This is a genomic window from Clostridium sp. ZBS15 (assembly GCF_023845705.1).
In the GTDB taxonomy this organism is placed as follows: Bacteria; Bacillota; Clostridia; order Clostridiales; family Clostridiaceae; genus Clostridium; species Clostridium aquiflavi.
The window spans coordinates 74763-97723 of record NZ_JAMQHY010000014.1 but is presented as its reverse complement, the minus strand read 5'-3'; the positions used below and the strand labels follow the sequence as shown (position 1 = coordinate 97723).

20 protein-coding genes and 1 pseudogene are annotated in these 22961 nt (G+C 26.3%); 3 read left to right on the top strand and 18 right to left on the bottom strand.

Annotated elements, in window-relative coordinates; all coding sequences use genetic code 11:
* The 16 genes from NG904_RS07390 to NG904_RS07315 form a co-directional block, all read right to left on the bottom strand.
* Nucleotides 1-310: DUF4176 domain-containing protein (locus NG904_RS07390; RefSeq protein WP_252230801.1), on the bottom strand; the 310-nt coding region annotated here is incomplete at its 3' end.
* A 47-nt stretch (nt 311-357) separates the two neighbouring features.
* Complete coding sequence (locus NG904_RS07385) at nt 358-717, bottom strand: hypothetical protein (protein WP_252230800.1); 360 nt, start codon at nt 715-717, stop codon at nt 358-360.
* Between the two features lie 116 nt (nt 718-833).
* Nucleotides 834-1358 carry an Imm6 family immunity protein gene (locus NG904_RS07380; RefSeq protein WP_252230798.1) on the bottom strand — a complete coding sequence of 175 codons (525 nt, stop codon included), beginning with the start codon at nt 1356-1358 and terminating at the stop codon, nt 834-836.
* Between the two features lie 163 nt (nt 1359-1521).
* On the bottom strand, nt 1522-2742 hold the full coding sequence (locus tag NG904_RS07375; RefSeq protein ID WP_252230796.1) for a hypothetical protein: 1221 nt from the start codon (nt 2740-2742) through the stop codon (nt 1522-1524).
* A gap of 344 nt (nt 2743-3086) precedes the next feature.
* On the bottom strand, nt 3087-3803 hold the full coding sequence (locus NG904_RS07370) for an SMI1/KNR4 family protein (RefSeq protein ID WP_252230794.1): 717 nt from the start codon (nt 3801-3803) through the stop codon (nt 3087-3089).
* A gap of 16 nt (nt 3804-3819) precedes the next feature.
* The gene (locus NG904_RS07365) at nt 3820-6624 is read right to left on the bottom strand and encodes a hypothetical protein (protein WP_252230792.1); all 2805 of its coding nucleotides are present in this window, start codon (nt 6622-6624) and stop codon (nt 3820-3822) included.
* A gap of 25 nt (nt 6625-6649) precedes the next feature.
* Nucleotides 6650-7036: a DUF4280 domain-containing protein gene (locus NG904_RS07360; protein WP_252226898.1), complete on the bottom strand. Its 387-nt coding sequence runs from the start codon at nt 7034-7036 to the stop codon at nt 6650-6652.
* A 17-nt stretch (nt 7037-7053) separates the two neighbouring features.
* Nucleotides 7054-7584, bottom strand: a complete 531-nt coding sequence (locus NG904_RS07355) for an imm11 family protein (RefSeq protein ID WP_252230790.1) — start codon at nt 7582-7584, stop codon at nt 7054-7056.
* Nucleotides 7585-7598: 14 nt separating this feature from the next.
* Entirely contained in the window at nt 7599-8210 is a 612-nt protein-coding gene (locus NG904_RS07350) for a hypothetical protein (RefSeq protein WP_252230788.1), read from the bottom strand.
* A 28-nt stretch (nt 8211-8238) separates the two neighbouring features.
* On the bottom strand, nt 8239-9648 hold the full coding sequence (locus NG904_RS07345; protein ID WP_252230786.1) for a contractile injection system protein, VgrG/Pvc8 family: 1410 nt from the start codon (nt 9646-9648) through the stop codon (nt 8239-8241).
* Between the two features lie 16 nt (nt 9649-9664).
* Nucleotides 9665-10267 carry a hypothetical protein gene (locus tag NG904_RS07340; RefSeq protein ID WP_252230784.1) on the bottom strand — a complete coding sequence of 201 codons (603 nt, stop codon included), beginning with the start codon at nt 10265-10267 and terminating at the stop codon, nt 9665-9667.
* Between the two features lie 281 nt (nt 10268-10548).
* Complete coding sequence (locus NG904_RS07335; RefSeq protein WP_252230782.1) at nt 10549-11757, bottom strand: NADP-dependent isocitrate dehydrogenase; 1209 nt, start codon at nt 11755-11757, stop codon at nt 10549-10551.
* 382 nt (nt 11758-12139) lie between these two features.
* Nucleotides 12140-13150: a YeiH family protein gene (locus NG904_RS07330; protein WP_252230780.1), complete on the bottom strand. Its 1011-nt coding sequence runs from the start codon at nt 13148-13150 to the stop codon at nt 12140-12142.
* Nucleotides 13151-13275: 125 nt separating this feature from the next.
* Nucleotides 13276-14151, bottom strand: a complete 876-nt coding sequence (locus NG904_RS07325) for a LysR family transcriptional regulator (RefSeq protein ID WP_252230778.1) — start codon at nt 14149-14151, stop codon at nt 13276-13278.
* An 87-nt stretch (nt 14152-14238) separates the two neighbouring features.
* Nucleotides 14239-15795 (bottom strand): GxxExxY protein, encoded by a 1557-nt coding sequence (locus NG904_RS07320; RefSeq protein ID WP_252213556.1) that lies wholly within the window; start codon nt 15793-15795, stop codon nt 14239-14241.
* A gap of 155 nt (nt 15796-15950) precedes the next feature.
* A complete protein-coding gene (locus tag NG904_RS07315; RefSeq protein WP_252230776.1) occupies nt 15951-17720 on the bottom strand; it encodes a methyl-accepting chemotaxis protein in 1770 nt (589 codons plus the stop codon).
* Between the two features lie 477 nt (nt 17721-18197).
* Between NG904_RS07315 and NG904_RS07310 the strand changes: the two genes are divergently transcribed.
* The 3 genes from NG904_RS07310 (at nt 18198) to NG904_RS07300 (ending at nt 21491) form a co-directional block, all read left to right on the top strand.
* Entirely contained in the window at nt 18198-19490 is a 1293-nt protein-coding gene (locus NG904_RS07310) for an ABC transporter substrate-binding protein (RefSeq protein ID WP_252213560.1), read from the top strand.
* Nucleotides 19491-19719: 229 nt separating this feature from the next.
* On the top strand, nt 19720-20586 hold the full coding sequence (locus NG904_RS07305) for a carbohydrate ABC transporter permease (RefSeq protein ID WP_252213562.1): 867 nt from the start codon (nt 19720-19722) through the stop codon (nt 20584-20586).
* Nucleotides 20586-21491, top strand: coding sequence for a carbohydrate ABC transporter permease (locus tag NG904_RS07300; protein WP_252213564.1), 906 nt, complete (start codon nt 20586-20588; stop codon nt 21489-21491). The genes NG904_RS07305 and NG904_RS07300 overlap by 1 nt, the downstream gene beginning before the upstream one ends.
* A 147-nt stretch (nt 21492-21638) precedes the next feature.
* Here NG904_RS07300 and NG904_RS07295 read toward each other — a convergent pair whose 3' ends face one another.
* Nucleotides 21639-22523 (bottom strand): potassium channel family protein, encoded by an 885-nt coding sequence (locus tag NG904_RS07295; protein ID WP_252213566.1) that lies wholly within the window; start codon nt 22521-22523, stop codon nt 21639-21641.
* Between the two features lie 14 nt (nt 22524-22537).
* A pseudogene (locus NG904_RS07290) lies at nt 22538-22719 on the bottom strand (DNA alkylation repair protein); the annotation flags it as partial.
* Between the last annotated feature and the right edge of the window lie 242 nt (nt 22720-22961).

Sequence of the window (22961 nt, the reverse complement as noted above, 5' to 3'; positions counted from 1 at the left end):
CGCATCCAGAATAATCCCATATTTTTTCATTTGAGTCAGATGCTATCCTTTGCATTCTACCTGTTATCACCAATTCTCTATTTGAATTTTTTAATAACACTACTGTTCCTAAAGGTAAAACTTCATCTTTATCAATTTCTATTTCACTTTGTTCATTACTAATTATATTTTTTTCATCCTCTTCATTAAGATTTCCAATATTCACCTTGAAACTACATCCATTTAGAATAACAAACATACTTATTAAAACTACACTCAATATAATATTTTTCTTATGCAATTTTTTTATTAATAAACTAACCAATTTCATTTAATAACCCCTTTTATTAAATATAATAGATATGTTCTTTCCATTATCTATTCATTGTTTTTTTTACTTTCTACGCCAAAACTTCCGCCAATTACTTCTGCTGCTCCTACTTCACAATTTCCATTTATAAAATCTCTTTTTGTCTTAAATCCAAGTGCTCCCAAATACCCTTCAGCCTTTGCTGATGTATCTATTCCACCTTTTATATCATGCATGGAAATTGATACTTTTCCAAAAGATCCAATTGCCTCACATTTTCCTTCTCCATTATCAAACATAAGGCCAACATCTCCACTCATTAAACTAACAGATCCATCGACTTTAATCTTACTTCCATCTAATTGTGTCTCTTTAAATTCATATGGAAAATCGATTAACTTCCCATTTCCTTCAATTCCAACTTTCATAGATGGAGCAAATTCAGCATTTTCATTAAATAAATTTAATTTTATTAATTAATTTAATAAAATTAAATTATAGTTATTCATTTTATAATTTCACATTCTTAACCAATATTGATAAATTAATAAGCACTCATAATTTTTTTCATAAAATCATCTCTAATAATTGCTATCTTATCATCACTTATTTGATAATTAGATAAAAGCTGCTGTTCAAATACTATAATTTCATCTTTTGTAATGAAACTAGTCTCAATTGCACTTTCTATTAGAATTATAAAACTCTCTTCTTTTATACCTTCTAATGATTGTGGCAAATATTTTGTATTTTCTTTTTTATATGCCATCCACGATGTATAACTAACAGTATCTACTAATAAAGACCATAATCTCGCAATGTTTAAATCTTCTTCATCCTCCACAAACTCAGATATACCTGTACATTCAGCATTATCAATCAACTCATATAAATCATCTCCTGAAATTCCATTATTTTCAACCCACGTCCAGCATTTATTTAATGCGTCTCGTCCATCTACATACCTATCATCAGTTTTATTGATTTTAGAAAAAACTTTTTCTGCAATAGTAATAACAAACCCAACTTTTATTTCATCTTTTAATTTACCTAAACGTTGTAATTCCATACATTCTCTCTCCTATCATTCTATTATTTTTCCATATTTTAGTATAAATGATGTTAATCCATTTACTTTAACACTATTATCAATTTCCGAAGTAACAATTATCTTTAAGTTTGGATACTTCTTACTTGCTTGATAGAAGATTCCACACTTTTCTTTTGGAAATTTATTTTTTTATCTGTTTCTTTACTACTTCCGTTATTTGAACCTTTTGAAAAATTATAGCTCCAAGACCTAGTTCTGCTCCACCAATCCCATTTCTTACTGCTACACCTATATCAGCTATTTCAACAGAGCTAGGTATTGCCAATGTACCTTTTGTACCATTTAATATTGGTAATGAACCACCACCCATGTTAGATATATTCCCAGGTGATTTACATATGTTACCTATACCTTTTACTGCCATGAATAAATTTATATCTATACTATATGCATCATATGCCTGCTTATACTGAGACTTATTTTTATAATATTCATTTGCTTTTTTTCCTTCTTCTGTATATTCAGCACTTGCACTCATAGCATTAAGTCTTTTGTCCTGATCAAAGCTAAGTATTCCATCCAATGAAGCACCTAAAGCTAAAGTATCATAATATCCTTTTGTTGCTACTCCCATAAACGCATTACCAAATGATTGTAAATGCTTCTTGAATGATCCTGTATGCTTACTAGCAAGATCATAATCTACAGGTACAAAAACACTCCCATTGCATGTAGGATATGCCTTTCCTAAAATAAATTCATCATCACCTGCTTGAGTCTTTACTAGTGTCCCTTTATATACTTTTTTTGAATCAAATACTTCAATATCACTTCTATTTTTTAATGCTACTCCTGATTTGGGTATACCATTATACATATCATTCTGCATAACAACATTTAGCATTACATTACTTCCAAGAATACTTAGCGATAATAATTCATTTTTATATTCAAGTTCTGCTAATGCTTCTTGAACTCCGGCTGTTGGTTCATCATCTGTAAATTTCTCATATGTTTCTCTACAGCTTCCATTTTCATATACTGCATTACTTTGATTATAACATTCTCCTTCAAGTGAAATATAACTTGATTTGTTTTTTTGAACTAATACTTTATTACTTCCACTTATGGATACGCTTCCTCCACTTAAGCTTATTCCACCTGATGCTCCTAAGCTTAAATTTCCTGAACTACTTATATTAATTCCATTTTCATCATTTAAGTTGACATTCATTCCACCTCTATAGAAGTTAATGGCTCCTGGTAATATATCTAAATTATTTCCACTTTCAGTTGAAAAGTATCTATTATTTGTATTTGATATTTTAGAGCAGCTACTTCCATTTTTTCTTACACATCCAGTTACAATAGGTTCATCATATCTATTAGGAAAATAAAGCATTACGCTTTCTCCTATGTTTGGCATTGCATACATTATGTTTCCTGTTGGTGGAGAATACTTAAACCATGATGCCTTGCTTAAGAAAGGTACTGCTATTGATTAGATTTTCTTCATCATTTGTTGCCAATCTAATTGAACGGAAAAAAATAATGAGCCAATCTATTTCAACTGACTCATTATATATTTAACTGCATTATTAATATTATGCAGTGATGAATATAAATTAACTTTATTTATATTCCTATAAACTTTATTAAATTTTATTCATCTAAATTATTTTCATTAATCATGTTTTTATCATAACTAAATAATCCGTTAGATTCACTGAATAATTTTAGTTTTAATTATTCAAATCCAATAACTGTCCACTCATCTACTGTATCCCAAAATTTAATATTGTATTCTGGATCTTCTTTTGAAGACCATAAAGTTGCATTATCATTATCGCAATTGTTATAATCTATAACCACATATGTTCCCATACCATTACTAAAAAAACCATAAGATGATCCTAAATCAATTTTAAGATTTTGACTTCCTATATCATCAATAATTCCCCATTCATAATCATCTAAATATACTACATTTTCAAGAGAGCTAAGCCCCATACTTTTGCTAGGATAATAATAAAAACCATTATGGACATTTTCATAAAAAGCTCTAAGTTTTCCAGGAATTTTATTCCATGATTTCTTCAAATACTCATTCTTTAAATTATGTTTAGGATTCCCACCTTCATAATATAATATTTTCCCATTTGAATTTTTAATAGAATATAAAATAGAGTACTTATTTCCTACATTCATAAATTCTACATCTAATAAAAACTCCTTGAAAAAAGAAATTACATTACTCATTTCATCTTTCACATTTTTTTCCCATATCTCTAATATTTTTTTTATTTTCTCTGATTTTTCTACTTCATTAAAAGCTTCTCTCCATTCACATGGAATTAGGCCTTCTTCTAAATTGTTAATTTCATCAACATTTAATATCTTTATTGAAAGTTTTTTATTCAATGTATATTTATTTAAAAATTTTATTTTTTCTTCATTAATCATTTATATCAACTCCTTGTTATTTTAAAAAATCATCTATTAGCCTTTGTATTCTTCCTTCTAATTCCCTTTCTATTCTAATCATTCTTTTCCTAAATTCAGAATCAACTTCAATATCACCTTTTTTATACAATATCCATTCTTCATAAGATTTTGATCCTTTAGATGTGTTAGCTATCTTGCTTAAACCTATAAAGTTCTCCTCATAATTTAATATACTTAACTGTTGTTCATATGACAACTTCTCAAATCCCTCCATTTTAACTATTTTTTTCATAGATACTATATGATCTGCTTCCAAATTACTAGTAATTCGTTTTCCTGGTAAAGCAAAATCATCCATAGGTAAGTTTACCCCTTCATTTACCATATCCCTAATTTCAGTAGTTGGAGTTCTTCTTCTTAATTTGTTATATAATTTATCAGAAATTTTTTGTTTTCCATACCTAGCTCCATTATTAACTTTAGTTTCATTCCCCTGAACTTTATTTTCTATATTTTTACCTTTATTATTTGAACTACTTTCTTTCTCATAATTTTTCTTATTGGTAGCATTATTATTTTTATCTGTTTCTTTACTACTTCCGTTATTTGAACCTTTTGAAAAATTATAAGCTCCAAGTCCTAATTCTGCTCCACCAATTCCAGTTCTTACTACTACACCTATATCAGCTATTTTAACAGAGCTAGATATTGCCAATGTACCTTTTGTACCATTTAATATTGGTAATGAACCACCACCCATGTTAGATATATTCCCAGGTGATTTACATATGTTACCTATACCTTTTACTGCCATGAATAAATTTATATCTATGCTATATGCATCATATGCCTGCTTATACTGAGACTTATTTTTATAATATTCATTTGCTTTTTTTCCTTCTTCTGTATATTCAGCACTTGCACTCATAGCATTAAGTCTTTTGTCCTGATCAAAACTAAGTATTCCATCCAATGAAGCACCTAAAGCTAAAGTATCATAGTATCCTTTTGTTGCTACTCCCATAAACGCATTACCAAATGATTGTAAATGCTTCTTGAATGATCCTGTATGCTTACTAGCAAGATTAACATCTACAGGTACAAAAACACTCCCATTGCATGTAGGATATGCCTTTCCTAAAATAAATTCATCATCACCTGCTTGAGTCTTTACTAGTGTCCCTTTATATACTTTTTTTGAATCAAATACTTCAATATCACTTCTATTTTTTAATGCTACTCCTGATTTGGGTATACCATTATACATATCATTCTGCATAACAACATTTAGCATTACATTACTTCCAAGAATACTTAACGATAATAATTCATTTTTATATTCAAGTTCTGCTAATGCTTCTTGAACTCCGGCTGTTGGTTCATCATCTGTAAATGGTTCATATGTTTCTCTACAGCTTCCATTTTCATATACTGCATTACTTTGATTATAGCATTCTCCTTCAAGTGAAATATAACTTGATTTGTTTTTTTGAACTAATACTTTATTACTTCCACTTATGGATACACGTCCTCCACTTAAGCTTATTCCTCCTGATGCTCCTAAGCTTAAATTTCCTGAGCTACTTATATTAATTCCATTTTCATCATTTAAGTTGACATTCATTCCACCTCTATAGAAGTTAATGGCTCCTGGTAATATGTCTAAATTATTTCCACTTTCAGTTGAAAAGTATCTATTATTTGTGTTTGATATTTTAGAGCAGCTATTTCCATTTTTTCTTACACATCCAGTTACAATAGGTTCATCATATCTATTAGGAAAATAAAGCATTACGCTTTCTCCTATGTTTGGCATTGCATACATTATGTTTCCTGTTGGTGGGGCATACTTAAACCATGATGCCTTGCTTATATCTTGGGTTTCATCTATATTTAAATGGAGCTTTACCCTTTCTCCATCTACTGCAAGTACTTTTCCTTCTATGGATATACCACTTAATTTTTCATTATATATTTTTTCTTGCCAAATTCCATTTTTTCTACAAAACCTATATTTATATATTAATTCCCTATTATGCATTTGTCCATAATATTGGTTTATATAAAAATCTCTTTCTTTAAATTTTATTAAATCTCCAATGTCCATTTTTTCTCTAAGCATTACTTCATAATAAAAGAAATCTGTATCATGGAAATCAATCCCTAAAGTTAAGACTTTATAATATTTTTCTAAATCTTTACTTGCCTTATAATTAATTTCATTATTTAAAGCATAAAATTTTAAGCTAGGCTTTCCAAAATAAATTATATTATTTGTATTTACTACATCGCAGATTAGTTCTAAACCTAGATAACTTCCTATTCTTTTTAAAAATTCATAATCTGTTTCTTTATATTGAAAGAGTGGCTTTTCAATACTCATAGGTCTATTCATGCATTGAGCAAATCCATATCCTTCATAATTTTTTAGGATTTCATTTATTAATTCATCATAACTCATATTTATATCTTGAAAAGATCTTGTCCTTTTTTCAATATCAAGTAATGAGCTACTAGATGAACCTTCTAATTCTAAATAATATATTCCATTAATATTAGTTGTTTTAATATTCTCTATTATTCCATTAAATATTATTGTTCTTTTTTCTTCATTTGATGTATTTTCATTATTATTTAAGTCTGTGTTTTCTATTTCTTCATAAACACATATTTTATCATTTGTGGAAGCTTCTATAGAATACTTAAAATTTACGCTATCATCTATTAAGCATTTTAAATATACTTTTCCATGTTCATTAGGTTTGCAGAAAATTTTAATATCTTCTATTTTAAGTATTTCATATGGACATTCTACTTTTAGTTTTTTTGTTGCTTCCATAATAACTCAAGTCACCTCCTTGCTATTAACCTTCTTGTCCACTAGTTACAAAAGTTATATTACCGCCACGACAGCAATATATTACTGAATCTGTTGTAAGTGCTGGTTCGCCTTCTACTATAGTATCACCTTTAGTTTTTATCCAATCATGAACTATTTGTGGTACACACTTTATCCCAGTTTTTATATTTCCATCTTTATCTATTACTGTTATTTCAGTTTTTTCTACAAAGCATCCCTTTTCTTCGCATACTCCAAAATAACTTATATTTTGTTCTGTATTGTCCTTTTTATTTAATATTGGATTACCATTTGCATAACTTCCATGACTTACAGGAATGTTTATCTTTCTTTCATTACTTCCTTTATTGCACTTCATTTTTGCTCCTCTTACTACATAGTAAACTGCCATGCTCTCCCCTCCATCAATTATTTATTTTTCACTTCTAATTTTTCTAATAAAATTCCATTAAAATTACGTCTTAATATGCTCTCTGCTACATCTAATCTAATAACGATTAACGTTTGGTCACTTTCTTTAACTTTAAATATTTTCTTATTTTTAATTTTATTTTCATCTAACACTATTTTTTTAACTACACTTTTATTTAAATTGAATTCTGATTCTTCGCTTAAAGCTTGTACTTCTTCAAATATAGGCAAATAATAAATATGTTGCTCTAATTTTTTATAATCAGTTAATGCAATCATTTTAAAAATTATATTAGAATTATATTTTGATAATATCTTTTGCAAGTCTTCTGAAACTAAAAACATTGGGGTATAAAGAACATCCAAATACTCAATTCCTTGTGCTGATTTAACATAAAGAAGGTTATTATCTTCAATATTATCTGCTCTTACTAAATTCAAATTTTTAGTATTAAAATTCTTAAATAAGTTTAAAACTTGTGGAGTATTAGAGTATCTTTTATCTTGTTTTAATAAAAAATAATCCATATATATTTCCTTTCTTAGTCCTCTTTTGATGGTGAATTTTCATATATAATCTTGACTTCATCTCTATATTCACCAACAAATATCATTATTTCTTCACTCTTTTTCATTTCTTTGTATGATTCACAATTCAAAAAATCACATACAATACTTTCTAAAATATCAATGGCTATACCATTATATTTATTTCCTTCACTAATTTTTATCTTTTCAATATCCATTTCTGTTATGGTACGTCCATATTCTTTTCTTTTTTCTAATAATTCATTGCTATGCTTAAAAAGTGGCTCATATATAAAAGATAATTTAATATTTCCACTACATTCTTCTTTATCTAAAAACCATTTATCATCATACATATCAATTCTATAAATCCCACTATTTTGCATTATATTTGTTCTTAGATATGATATATAGATATATTGTATTTTTCCTTTTAAACTTTTGTTTTGTAGACTATTTGCAATTTTACAAACATGATCAAAATTACTTATGAGTTCTTTTTTTGTAGATTCCTTATTATTATTAAATTTTTCATATATCTTTGAGTGTTCTTCATTAAATCTTTCTTTAACATATTTTTCATTAAACTCTTGTAATACTTTTTCTTTATCTACTGGAATTATCATTAATTTTTCTCTCCTATGCAGTAAGACTTTATTGTGTGTTAATCTTACCTCCACTCATAACTATGTCATCTTTTATTTTTAGTTTTGCTCCATTTTGAGATATTGTGACACCACCGCCACCAGATATAGATACATAACCACCACTTATGTTTACACTAGATCCAGACATTGATATAGATTTGTTACTATTTATAGATATTCCACCATTATCACTTAAGCACATTGAATTGTTTCCTGAAATAACGTCTATAGCTCCTGGTCTCATTATTATTTCTTTTCCATATTTCGTTCCAATACTTTTTACAGACGGATCACTACGTTTAGATGAATTACTTGATTGTAGATTAACTGAACTTATAGCATAGGCATTGCTTTCAATATTATCTGGGAAATATAATCTTATTGCATCTCCAATTTCAGGCATACAATACCATCCTGTTCCATCTGGTGATGAAAATACTGTTGAGTATGGCAACCAAATTGTTGTTTCTTTTGTATTTGAATAAGCATCAATTTTAAGTGAAACTTTAACCAACTCTTTAGTAACATCAAGTATATAGCCTTCTAAAGATACGCCTGATATATTTTCATTAAATAATTTTTTAACCTTTGCCCCATCTTTATCTTTTAATATATATTTATTGAATAGTAATCCCTTAACTAAGGTAAATTCACTTTTACATATCAATAACTTTCTTCCTTTAAAAGCAACTGAAGTAAGTGAATTTAAAATTCTATTAGTAACTACTTCATAACTAATAAAATTCATATCATTTAATTCATAGCTACCTTCCCTTGATTTTAGCTTGTACTCTTTTATGCCTTTATTTACAGAATAATTAAATTCATCTAACTCATATACTGTGCTCGGTCCATCATCTCCTATATAATATTTAGTTCCATCTAATCTGCATTCTGGTATTAACACAGTATTAAAATGAGATGCTAACCTCTTTAAAAATTCCCAATCTGTTTCATTATATTGAACAACCATATTATCAATGGTTTTGCTATTTGTTACATAATCTATCATTTGAGCATTATGAATTTTGTTTATATCATTAAAAATTTCTGAATATGTTAAACATTCACCTTGAAAACTTCTACTTTTCTTTTCTAAATCCATTAGAAATGTTTGGCTTTGTGCTTCTATTTCTAAAATTCTTACATTATTAAAAGTATCTATTGATATATTTGTAACTATCCCTTTAAAAATTTCCGTTATATTTTCTTTATCATCCTTTAATGATGCCTTTATTATGTTATAACTTCCTGTTTTCTCTACATATTCATCGGATATTTCCTCTGATATAATTCCCTTTATATAAAATTTTCCATGCTCATTTATTTCTTTAACTATTTTTAACTCTAAAATTTTTAAAAATGTATAAGGTTCTATTAATATATCTCCCTGTGTATATACATATTCCATACTCATTTATTCTCACTTCCCTTTAATTATTTTCTGAGCATACTTCTTTATTTATTTTTATTGTTTTAAGTATTTGAAATACAACATCGTCCTTCCACTGTTCATGTTCACTATAACTGCAACTAAATGTACCCATTAATGTTTTCCCTTGGAATTCTAAAAAGAACATAATATTATATAGGAAATCGTCTATGGCAGAACTTTTGTAATCAAAATATCCAATTTTCTTTTTATCTACATCTATAATATCTTCATCAAAATATATGTTTGCTGGATTTAATCTTTGAGTTATTAATTTCATGATGCCCTTTAGTTCCTCTATATGATCATCATCTAAAGGACTGTCTATGAACTTTACTGTTATTGCAATACTTCCATCTTCATTGCATTTTATTATTTCAGGTCTGCTTTCTGATGGATATTTAAATTTTCTTGCTTCCATAGGCATATCTTCAAATGTATTTGGTATATACATTTTTAAAGCTCCATCAAAGAATTCTGTTTCTTCAAACTCATAAAATTTATTATTTATCTTAACTAATCCTTCTGTGATATATTTTCTAAGTTCCTTTTCTTCTGCTGCATTGATAAAATCTAATATCTTTTCATCTACTCTTTCATCCATATTTCTTTCCCCAATTCTATTCTGTATAATAAAAAAAGAATTCTTTATCATTTTCGTATTTTTATTCCATAACTTTATTTTTTTGTAATATTTCCATAATTTTATTAAATAAAAGAATACTATTTGCCTTTAAAAGACATTATTTTAAAAGTTATCNNTTAATAATATAAATTCCTAAATAATAAAAAAATAATATCTAAGGTGCTGTTTTACCACCTTAGATATTATTTATATAACTATAAAGGGATACATTCCTCTATAAGGTATGTATCCCCACATTATTATAAACTTATTTCTAAGTTCTTTCTTATTTCTTTTATGAATTCAAAGGTATTAACCTTTTTTATATTATCATGAATTGCAATTGCTGCTAAATCACCTGTCATTATTCCGTTCTCTATTGTTTTTAAAGATGCAGCTTCAAGCTTACTTGCAAAATCAATTAATGCTTTATTATTGTCTAGCTCTCCTCTTTTTCTAAGTGCACCACTCCATGCAAATATTGTTGCTATAGAATTAGTTGAAGTTTCTTTCCCATTCAAGTGATCATAATACTGATCTTGAACTGTTCCATGAGCCGCTTCATATTCATAATTTCCATCTGGTGAAACTAGTATTGATGTCATCATAGCTATTGATCCAAATGCTGCTGCAATCATATCACTCATAACATCACCATCATAATTTTTGCAAGCCCAAATCATTCCACCATGTGATTTTATTACATTTGCCACTGCTGAATCTATAAGCATATAAGTATATTTTATACCTAGTGCTTCAAACTTTTCTTTATATTCATTTTCATAAATCTCTTCAAATATATCTTTAAAAGTATGGTCATATTTTTTTGAGATTGTATCTTTAGCTCCAAACCATAAATCTTGTTTTAAATCTATTGAATAATTAAAACAGCTTCTTGCAAAGCTCTCAATTGATTTATTTATATTATGCATCCCCATAACGATACCATCATCATTAAAGTTATGTATTAGTTCTCTCTTTTCCTCACCATCTTCAGCTGTAAATACAAGTTCGCATTTGCCTTTACCTTCTATTTTCATTTCAGATGCTTTGTATATATCACCATAAGCATGTCTAGCTATTGTTATTGGTTTACTCCAAGTTCTAACGTAAGGTTTAACTACATCAACTATAATAGGTGCTCTAAATACTGTTCCATCTAAAATAGCTCTAATAGTTCCATTTGGACTTTTCCACATTTCTTTAAGATTATATTCTTTCACTCTTGCGCTATTTGGAGTTATAGTTGCACATTTTACTCCTACTCTGTGTTTTTTTATTGCTTCTGCTGCTTGTACTGTAACATTATCATCTGTTGCATTTCTATTTTCTAAACCTAGATCATAATATTCTGTATTTAATTCGATAAATGGATTTAATAACTCATCCTTTATCATTCCCCAAACTATTCTTGTCATTTCATCTCCATCAATTTCAACTAATGGATTAGACATTTTTATTTTTTCCATTTAATTGCCCCCTTGTTTTAGATGATAGTGTAAAGCTGTTTACACCATTTTTTTTAATTAAACTCTACTTTAGAAAAGTGTTGATATATGAATAAGCAAAGTGAACTAAGTAATTGAACTTAGGAATACTAAGATTAAAAGCACTATGATTTTTAATCTTTTATCTAAATAAATTTTATAAATATTATACATTACTTATATTATATATACAACTTTATATAGTTCTGATATATTTTAATTTATATCATTCTCTTAAGTCGTCTATCATATTAATGTAAAATAGCTAATAACTTTAAATAAAAATTATTAGTTTTTTTGCTTTATATTTTTAATAAAATATCTTAATTTGTTTTTACTGATTAAATTCACATATGTATTATTTTTAAAGTACAAATCTTATTAATGTAAGAGCAAATATTATTTGAAAACTTCCAACTATTAATCCATACATCATTGATTTTGGTCCTTCTTTAATTAAATCATCAAACTTAACTCGCATACCAATTGCAGCTAGTGCAATAATTTCAAAATTACTACTTATTAATTTAAATAACTTTTGAATTGAGTCAGGTACAAATCCTAAGCTATTTATTACACAGAATATAAAGAATCCTATTATATACCAAGGAACACTAATTTTAGCTTTTTTTTCTCTTTCAATTATTGCTTTTTCTGACATATTCTCATTTTCATCAACTTTAATTCTAGAGAATGCAATAACTACAACAACTAAAAATATTATTCTTATTATTTTAAATATGGTTGCTAACGTAACAATATCTTCGTTTATAAATTTAGCTGACGCTATTACTTGACCAACTGATTGCAAAATTCCTCCAATCATTGCTGATGTTTGTGTTAAACTATTTTTATATATTGTCATTGTAATTAGTGGAATTACAAACATTAATATTGTACCAGTTAAGTTTACAATAGTTACTGAAATTGCCTTATCTTTAGAATCTGCATTAATTGTTGGTGCTACTGCTGCTATTGCAGATGATCCACATACCGCATTTCCAGATGCCATAAGTAATGAGTATTTTTTAGAAAATCCTAATTTTTTTCCAACAAAATATGTAAGTAATATTGTAAAAGTCATTTGGATTGCTATAAATAAAACCCCTCTAAATCCAAGTGATTTTATTTCCATAAAGCTTATTGTTGCTCCCATAAGTACTATTGAATATGATAAAAGGTCTTTTTCTGAAAACTGAGAACCTTTATCATATTTAGGTTTATTAAATATAGTATTTCCTAAAATAATTCCTAAAATTATTGAAAAACTCGCTCCGCCAATAGAAGGAAAAAAACTACCTAATATTTTTCCGAGTATTGCTATAATTATGCATATTAAAAGTCCTGGGATAATATCTATTATTTTTTCTTTCATTAACAATCACCTCTAAATCACTGTTTTTTCAACAGCTTTCTTTTGCTCGAGTTAATTATAATAAATTTGAGATTGAAAATGAAATACTTATTATAATATGATATTAATAGGCTTTTACTTATATATTATTTTAATGAATAACTTATAAAATTCTTCATATTTTTACTTAGGAATTTATCACGATGATGTATAAGTCTTAAATCTCTCTTTATTTTTCCTTCTTTTAACCTATACCCTTTTAAACATCCACTTTTGATTTTTTCGTCTACACTTCTAGAAGATAAACAACTAACTCCTAAGTTAGCTTCCACACTTTTTTTAATTGCTTCAGTATTACCAAGTTCCATAAAAATCCTATAATCTATCTTATTGTTTTTTAAATATGATTCTATTATTTCTCTTGTGCCACTTCCTTGTTCTCTCATTATAAGTTTTTCTTTTATTATATCTTTTTTACTTAACATTTCTTTTTTAGTCCAAGGATGATTTAAACTAGATATAAATATAAGTTCATCTTCCCATATTTTCGATTGAACTATTTCATCTAAATTAGTTGTTCCTTCAATATAAGCAAAATCAACTTTATTTTCTAATATCATTTTTTCTATATTGGAAGTATTATCTATTGCTAGAGAAATTTCTATTCCACTATGCTCTTTAAGAAATCCTTTTATTATATCCGGTAATATGTATATTCCAATAGTTGTACTAGCACCTATTTTTATCTTACCCTTTTCGTTTGTATTTATGTCATTAATAGTTCTTATAGATTCATCATATAAATTAAGTATTCTTCTTGTATAGTTTAAATAAATTTCTCCCTCATGTGTTAAATATAGCTTTTTACCTATTCTATCAAATAATTTAACTTCTAACTCATCTTCTATCTCATGTATAGCCTGACTTATTGAAGGTTGACTTATATATAATTTTTTAGCTACATTAGTCATATTTAATTCAGTTGCTGTTTCATAAAATATCTTTAATTTTCTAAAATTCATCACTGTCACCCCATTTAAATTGATATTCTTTTTATTATTATAACCTTATATTATAAAAAATAGAGATAGACTTCAACAAGTCTATCTCTATACTATAACTTCAAATATTTCTTTTTTATCTATACTATATTTTTCATTTATATATTCCTTATTTTTATTAAAATTAAATATTAAAAGATATCCTTTATCTAAACCTTCTATATCTAAATAATTTTTAAGCTGTTTTAATCCCTTTTGATGTGCTATGTCTCCATGCCATATTTTTGTTTCTATAACATATTTATTATGATTATATTGAATTACTATATCTAGCCTTCTCTCTTCTGATATCTGTACTTCCTTATAGTCAAAACCCACACCATTTATTATTGGTTTTATAAATGATAAAAATAGTAAAACTCCTTGTCTTTCTAAAAATTCAGTATCTCTTGTGCTATAATTTTCTTTCATAAACTGTTGAAATCTTAAAAGTATTTTTTCCATGTGAAGTCCATTATTTTCAGTTATAAAGTTATCTTTAAAATTGTACTTAGACATTATCTTACTATCAGTTTTAGATACTAAATAATTATAAATCCTTTCTCTTATTATCTTATTTGATACAATAGTATTATTATTTTCATCCTTACTTAAATATCCAAACATAACCCCTAAATTTATAATTGGGTTGTCTATATTAAAAATAGATGTTACATTTAAAATAAGTAAATTATACAGGTATTCATATAGATTATTGTTATTTTCCATATTCTTTATTAAGTCATCAAACAATGTATTATTTTCTTGTAATAATATTTTTATAGCTTTTTGAATATGAATTTTATTCCAGGTAGTATCTCTATTTATTAATATATTTTCATCAATTATTTGACAGATTCTACTTACTAAAAATGGATATCCACTTGTGAATTTATATATTTCCTTACTTAAATTTTCTATATGAAAATTTAGCTTATTTTCATCTGAATATTCACTTAACATAGTTCCTATTTCATATTCATTAAAGCTCATATCCACATCAAATTTTACTGCAATATTCCAAGGTGAATTATACTTTATATCTGTAGCATCTCTAAATTTTATTTTAAGATTCTTAATATCATGAACTCCAGCTAATATTACAGATTTAAATGTATTACTATCTCCTTTAGCTCTTGATAAGTATAATGATCGAAGCATTCCTAAAAAATCTAAAAATAACTTATTATTTGAAGCTTTATCCACCTCATCAATAATTAATATAATATCTGTATCATTTGTAATTTCCTTTATAATATTAATTAAATCTAAAAATTCAAAAACTATAGGTAAGTCCAATTCAAGAGAAGAATTTATATGATTTATAAAATATCTACAAAAACTTTGCTCTGATTCAAATACATTTCCTAATCCTTCAAAATCTAAACTAACAACCTTATATCTAGTTTTTAATATTTTTTCAAGTCTACTAAGTATTGTTGTTTTTCCATACTGTCTAGGTCTATTGATTACAAAATAAGAATCATTTTGAATTAATTTAATAATATTCTTAATTTTATTATCTACATTAACCATATAATGCTTGGTTTCTATACATAATCCTGCTGTATTAAAATTTTTTTTATCAGACTCATATTCATCAAAAAATTCTAAATATTCTTCCATATACTTACCTCCTATCTTAATTAAATATTGAATTTATAATATTATTATAACATTACAATTTAATTACTGCTCTTATTTTTTTATTTACTCTTATACTAATAAAATACTTTCATTATCACTCTAAAACACAACATCAACTACTTATTTTTATTTATTTAAACCACAAAATTTTTAATAAGCTCATCAATTTTTAATGCTATATTAGCTTGTTCTTCTGCTGCCATTAAAACTTGTTTCATTGCAAGTGATGTATCATTTATACTATTTTTAATATTATCAATATTTTTAGCTGATTTATCACTATCTATTCCTATGTTATATATAGACTTGCCTACTTCTCCCATATTTGAATCTACTTCTTTTGATAATATTGCTAATTCATTTGACATATCACTCATGAAATTACCATCCTCAATATATTTACTACTTATTTCTGAATAGTCATTTAAATTCTTATTTATATCTTTTCCTATAAAACTCAATATATCATTGCTACTTTCTAATAAATTATTAACTGATAATTCAACTTTATTTATAGTATTTTTAATCGTACTTACTGCATTTGATGATTCTTCAGCTAATCTTTTTACTTCATTTGCAACAACACTAAATCCTTTTCCAGCTTCTCCTGCTCTTGCAGCTTCAATTGAAGCATTTAATGCTAAAAGATTAGTTTGCTCTGAAATATTATCTATTATATCAGCCATTTTTTTAATTTCATTTACTACTTTTACATCTTCAATTGCACTTAAAATTTCTGCTTTTTTATTTGAATATATATCGGATATATTATTTAGTGCTTTTTCACTATCTTTTTTTATTGTAATTGCTTTACTTTTAATCTTATTTGAATTAATATTACCATCTTCTGCTTTATGATATAATTTTTCCATATTATTATTAACATTGCTAATAGAATTATTTATTTCACTATAAGTTTTACCAGTTTGTTTCATTGAATTATTTATATCCTCTGTAGATGTATTTACCAATTCTACTTTTGAATTTACTTCTTGTACAGTAGCAGATAATTCTTCACTTAATGAACTTAAATCATATGATTCTCTAATTATTAATGATATCAAAGCTCTAATATTTTCTTGAGATCTATTTAATAATTTTCCAGTTCTTCCAAATTCATCTTCACTATTTAAATCTATATTTTCTGAAATATCATACTTAGACATTCTCTCTGCTAAATTTTCTATTTTCTTTAAAGGATTTATTATAAGTCTGCCTATTAGAAATATTAATATAAATGAAGTAGCTAATCCTATTAAAGCTATTATTATAGTCATTATTGAAACTGATTTAAATATTTTATTATTTTCTACATCACATTTTTCAGCATTACTTTCAGATAAATTAATGAGTGTTTTTAATAAATCATAAACGTTATTTTTCATTCTAAGCATATCTTTATTATATATTTCATTTGCTTCATTTATTTTTCCAGAATCTATTAAATTTAATATATCTAAAGAATACTTTTCCAGATTATTTATGTCATCTTTTAATTGTACAAATTTATTTATTTCAATTTCTGAAGTATTTATATTTTCGTAATTTTCTAGAAATGTATTTGTTTGTTGTAATAATATTTTAATTTTATTAGAATATTTATAACTCTCATTAGTGTCAGAACTCATAAATATATTCATAAAATATGAATCAAGTTCTTTTATATTTGAATTAATATTATCTATAGTTTGTATAACTTTAAAATTTATATTGTAGATTCTACTAGAGTTTCTACTCACAGTATCTATGCTTTTAATAGAGATTAATGCTATTAAAAATATTAATAAAGATAATATTATATATGAAGCTCTTAATTTAACTTTCACACTTAAACTTTTTAAAAACCCAATATTCTTTTTATAATTCTCTTTTTTACTCTTTGTATAAAATATATTTTTCCTCATGTAATATTCCCTTCTAATTATTTAAGTATAATTTATCAAATTTTAAATAATATAATAATTAGAACCGTTTCCAATTATTATATTATCATTGTAATTCCACTTTTTCAATTAATATTTTTTAATATTTTCTAAATTGTGAATTTTATCTTAATTATTCAATTTATTTATAATAAAATAAATTTTTCCCTTGTATAATACTTGAAAATTAAAATATGTGATGATATACTTAATTCAAGAAAACGATTTATATTGTTTTTTGTACAAGCTTATATCGTTTTTAGGAATCGTTTCCGATATATTTTATTAATATTTTTATTTTTCTAATCACAGTAAACGAATTCAAATGTTAAATATAAATTAAAGGTAAAAAAGATAGGCATATATTTAATATTATTCGTATATAATTTATTAACATGTATTTCGGAATCGTTTCCATATATGGTTATATAGTCAACTATTTTATAGGAGGGGTACAAAATGAAATTAAGAATGAAAAAAACATTATCAACAGTATTAGCAGCTTCACTTCTATTAGGTACAGTAGCTGGTTGTTCATCATCTAATGCTGGAAATAGTGCTAAAAAGGATGGAAAAGGAAAAACAGTTAGAGTGTTTCAATTAAAAGTTGAAATCAATGATCAATTAAAAGAACTTGCTAAAAAATATGAAGATGAAACAGGTGTTAAGGTAGATATAACTTCTGTTGGTGGTGGTGCTGATTATGGTGCTGCACTAAAAGCTGAATTCCAAAAAGGTACTGAACCTGATATATTCATGATTCAAGGTGCTGGAGATTACGGTGTATGGCAACATAAAATTGATGAATTAACTACTGAACCTTGGGTAAAAGATGCAGTTCATGGTACATTAGATACAGTTACAGTTGATGGTAAGGTTTATGGTATGCCTGCTGCAACTGAAGGTTATGGATTAATGTATAATAAAGATATCTTAGATAAAGCTGAAATAGATCCTGCTTCTATAGATACTTTTGATAAATTAAAAGCTACATTTGAAAAATTAGATTCTATGAAAGCTGAATTAGGAATAGACAATGTAGTATCTTATACAACTAAAGAAACTTGGGTTACTGGTAACCATACTTTCAATATTCCTTTAGCAGTACAAGATAATCCTACTCAATTTGTTAAAGATTATATTGATGGAAAAGCTGACTTTGTTAATAATCAATATTTTAAAGATTGGATGAACTTAGTTGAATTACTTGTTAAATATGGCGGGGGTGCTACTCTAGATACAATAGATTATACTACTCAAGTTGGTAACTTTGGAGCATCACACAAAACTGCTTTCTTACATCAAGGTAACTGGACTAGTAAAGATTTAGCTGGCTTAGACGCAAACTTTCCTAAAGGTTTTATTCCATTAGCAATTAACAATGATCCAAAAATAAGTGGAAGTATTCCTGTTGGAGTACCTATGTACTGGGTTGTTAATAAAGATTCAGCTGTTAATAAAGAAGCTAAAGATTTCTTAAATTGGATGGTAACTAGTGAAGCTGGACAAAATTCTCTAGTAAAAGATATGAAGATGATTCCTGCATTCACAAACTTCACAGTTGAACCTGAAGATGAATTAGCTAAATCTATAGTTGAATTCAACAAAGCTGGTAAGACTATTCCTTGGGCATTCACAAATCTTCCTGATGGATTCACAATGAATAATATTGGACCTGTATTCTCTAAATTTGCCAGAGGAGAAATTGATAAAAATCAAATGCTTCAACAATTACAAGATGCTACTAAATAATGTTTTTTAAATTTAGCTCTGTTTTAGCAGAGTGTTGATATATGCATAAGCAAAGTGAACTTAGTAATTGAACTTATTGCATATATTAACACACATTTAAAACAGAGCTAAAAATTAACTTCATAAGGAGATTACTTTACCTTATGGATGTTTATCATTACATATAGCATTAATTACACATAAGTTGTATTTGTATATATAGTGATTTTTATTACAAAGGAGTGAAAATATGAAAAAGAATAGTAAAGAACAAAGAGACTTTTGGCTTTTTATAGGTCCATGTTTGTTCTCTCTTATCATGGTAGTAATAATCCCTTTCTTTATGGGTATTTATTACACATTTACAGACTGGAATGGTGCTAATCCAAAATATGGTTTCGTTGGATTTGAAAATTATTTAAGTATTTGGAAAGATACTCAATTTCTTTATTCATTTAAAATAACAATTCTATATACTATTGCAAGCGTAATTACTATTAATTTAATTGGGTTTGGACTAGCATATATAGTTACTAGAAATTTAAAAACTAAGAATATTTTAAGAACTGGTTTCTTCATGCCAAACTTAATAGGTGGATTAATTTTAGGATTTATATGGCAATTTTTATTCAACTCTGTATTTACTTCAATTGGCCAAAACATAGGTTCATCATTTTTAGGAACTTCACTATTACAAAATCCTGGTACAGCAATGTTTGCAATGTTAATAGTTGCTTCATGGCAATATGCTGGATATATAATGGTTATTTATGTTGCTTCCCTTGAAAATGTACCTACTGATTTATTAGAGGCTAGTCATATTGATGGAGCTAATGGCTTGCAAACCTTCAAACATATTACAATTCCTATGGTAAGACCTGCAATTACAGTATGTTTATTCTTAACATTAGCTAATTCATTTAAAATGTTTGATTTAAATTTCTCTTTAACATCTGCAAAGACAACTGAAATGTTATCTTTAAATATATATAGGGAAGCTTTTTTAGTAAACAACATGGGCGTAGGACAAGCAAAGGCTATTATTTTCTTTATATTTGTAACTGCTGTCTCATTAACACAAGTGTACTTTAATAAAAAGAAGGAGGTAGAAGCATAATGAAAACAAATGTTGTAGAAAACACTAGTAGTTCACCTAAAAAAGCCAAAAAATTATCAACATTAAATGGATATAGCCGTAAATTAGGCGTATTAGAAATACTAACATGGATTGCATTAATAATTTATCTAACTCCTTTTTACTTAATGTTTATAAACTCTTTTAAAACTAGAAGAGAAATCTTTGTAAATACAACTGGTTTACCATCTACATGGAACTTTATCAATTACTTAGACGCTATTGATAGAATGCATATGACTAGTGCTTTCATCAACTCTATCATAATAACTGTTATAAGTGTTGCTTTAATAATTTTATTTTCTTCAATGGCATCTTGGGTTTTAGTTCGTAATGAATCTAAGGCCAGTAAAATTATATTTTACTTATTTGTTGCTGCTATGGTAGTTCCTTTCCAAGCTGTAATGTTACCACTTGTTAAATGGATGGGCATTTTAGGCATCGATTCCATTAATTTTAGCATGTTAGGTACACATTATGGATTAATCTTTATGTATATTGGATTTGGATCAAGTATGAGCATATTCTTGTACCACGGTGTAATAAAAGGAATTCCTAAAGAAATTGAAGAGGCTGCTATCATAGATGGTTGTAGTAAATGGAAAGTTTTCACTAAAGTAATTCTTCCACTTTTAAAACCTACTACTGTAACTGTAGCTGTATTAAATGGAATATGGGTATGGAACGACTTCTTGCTACCATTCTTAACTGTCAATGGTAAGATAAACACTATTCCACTTGCTATGAATAATTTCTTTGGTGCTTTCTCAAAACAATGGGAACTTGCAATGGCTGCTTTAATATTAGCTATTATCCCAATAATTATCTTTTACTTCTTTGTACAAAGACAAATTATTCAAGGAATCGTTCAAGGCTCTATCAAATAAAATTATGTGTATAAAAAAAGGGCGTTATGCCCTTTTTTTAGTTGAGAGTTGAGAATTTACAGGTTGAAAGTCCTAAATATCTTCTTTAAAAATTATATTTTAAAATTCCAATAAAAATTTTTTTTATTTACTCTCCACTTTCCACTCTCAATTCTCACCTTTATTATTAGTATAAGATAATATTGTACTTAAAAATATACCTATACATATTACACTCGTTATAGCTATAACCACAGCCATAAGTTTAGCTTCTACTGTAACTGGCACTATATCCCCATAACCGATTGTAGTAAATGTCATTATTGTATAATAAAATAGATCAATATTACCACTTACATTTGTATAAGAATCTGGTGAAATACTATTTATAAAGCAAACACCTAAAAATAAATTTATTATTATAAGTATAATTATTAATATAGCTGACACTAGTATACTATTAAAACTATTTTCTTCCTTTATTTTAAGAGTTGCTGGATTTCTTATAACATTAACAAGTACCTTTAAATTTAATATGTAGCATATGACAACTCCTAACAATCCTATTATGTAATTCTTTTTAAATTCATCAGGTAACAATATTAATATAGTAAAATATGAACTTAATATAAAATAAGATAAAAGCAAGTCTATCTTAGTAGTTTTGTCTTCAACTCTATGAAATATAGCATGTATTCTACTTATAATTAATAATACATATCCAACAGAATAATGTATTACAGTTATTATTCCTAATATAAGTACCAATTTAACTAATAAATCCAATCTATGTGCTAAAAATAAGTCAAAATTTTTAATTATACCTACTGATACTGTTATACTTATAAAAAATTCTGCCCCTATTAACATAATAATTTGACCATTTCTAAGTAATAAAGATTTTTCTTTAAATAAATTTCTGTACGTTCTATTGGTCTCCTTTAATACTTTTTTGATTTTTTTATATATACTAACATTTCTATTAAGATTTCTTAAAAATATAATAATTATTGCTATTATTGTAGTTAGTATCATAAAGATTCTACCCATCATTAAACTCTCCTACTCTATCTTCTTTTCATATTTCTAATTATATTTTTTCATCTTTATCAACTCTATATGATTCTATAATTTTTTGTAGAGTTTTATTATAAGTAAAATCATCTAATTCATTACTCTTTAAATATTTCATAGTTTTTTCAGGATATTTAATATAACATATTGAAATAGCCCAAGCTTCAAATATTTTTTCTTTTATATACTGTTTATCCATAATATATAAATTTCCTTTCTAAATTTTTTCCTTAATTATCTACATTATATTATACAGGAAAATATTCCTTTATTTTAGACTGTATTTTTGTTAAATGCTTATATACATTGATAATGTCAACATATTCATTTAAATTGACAACATATTATATTTTATTCCATTTTTTACATCATTTTAATTTAGAGGTATAATATTTATATATTATTTAAATATTAATT

Bases quoted from the DNA above. Each gene is read 5' to 3' on its own strand.
- NG904_RS07365 (WP_252230792.1), bottom strand. From the start codon at position 6,624: ATGGAAGCAACAAAAAAACTAAAAGTAGAATGTCCATATGAAATACTT.
- NG904_RS07325 (WP_252230778.1), bottom strand. From the start codon at position 14,151: ATGAATTTTAGAAAATTAAAGATATTTTATGAAACAGCAACTGAATTA.
- NG904_RS07315 (WP_252230776.1), bottom strand. From the start codon at position 17,720: ATGAGGAAAAATATATTTTATACAAAGAGTAAAAAAGAGAATTATAAA.
- NG904_RS07310 (WP_252213560.1), top strand. From the start codon at position 18,198: ATGAAATTAAGAATGAAAAAAACATTATCAACAGTATTAGCAGCTTCA.
- NG904_RS07335 (WP_252230782.1), bottom strand. From the start codon at position 11,757: ATGGAAAAAATAAAAATGTCTAATCCATTAGTTGAAATTGATGGAGAT.
- NG904_RS07295 (WP_252213566.1), bottom strand. From the start codon at position 22,523: ATGATGGGTAGAATCTTTATGATACTAACTACAATAATAGCAATAATT.
- NG904_RS07385 (WP_252230800.1), bottom strand. From the start codon at position 717: ATGAAAGTTGGAATTGAAGGAAATGGGAAGTTAATCGATTTTCCATAT.
- NG904_RS07330 (WP_252230780.1), bottom strand. From the start codon at position 13,150: ATGAAAGAAAAAATAATAGATATTATCCCAGGACTTTTAATATGCATA.
- NG904_RS07380 (WP_252230798.1), bottom strand. From the start codon at position 1,358: ATGGAATTACAACGTTTAGGTAAATTAAAAGATGAAATAAAAGTTGGG.
- NG904_RS07360 (WP_252226898.1), bottom strand. From the start codon at position 7,036: ATGGCAGTTTACTATGTAGTAAGAGGAGCAAAAATGAAGTGCAATAAA.
- NG904_RS07340 (WP_252230784.1), bottom strand. From the start codon at position 10,267: ATGGATGAAAGAGTAGATGAAAAGATATTAGATTTTATCAATGCAGCA.
- NG904_RS07345 (WP_252230786.1), bottom strand. From the start codon at position 9,648: ATGAGTATGGAATATGTATATACACAGGGAGATATATTAATAGAACCT.
- NG904_RS07355 (WP_252230790.1), bottom strand. From the start codon at position 7,584: ATGGATTATTTTTTATTAAAACAAGATAAAAGATACTCTAATACTCCA.
- NG904_RS07350 (WP_252230788.1), bottom strand. From the start codon at position 8,210: ATGATAATTCCAGTAGATAAAGAAAAAGTATTACAAGAGTTTAATGAA.
- NG904_RS07300 (WP_252213564.1), top strand. From the start codon at position 20,586: ATGAAAACAAATGTTGTAGAAAACACTAGTAGTTCACCTAAAAAAGCC.
- NG904_RS07375 (WP_252230796.1), bottom strand. From the start codon at position 2,742: ATGCTTTATTTTCCTAATAGATATGATGAACCTATTGTAACTGGATGT.
- NG904_RS07305 (WP_252213562.1), top strand. From the start codon at position 19,720: ATGAAAAAGAATAGTAAAGAACAAAGAGACTTTTGGCTTTTTATAGGT.
- NG904_RS07370 (WP_252230794.1), bottom strand. From the start codon at position 3,803: ATGATTAATGAAGAAAAAATAAAATTTTTAAATAAATATACATTGAAT.
- NG904_RS07320 (WP_252213556.1), bottom strand. From the start codon at position 15,795: ATGGAAGAATATTTAGAATTTTTTGATGAATATGAGTCTGATAAAAAA.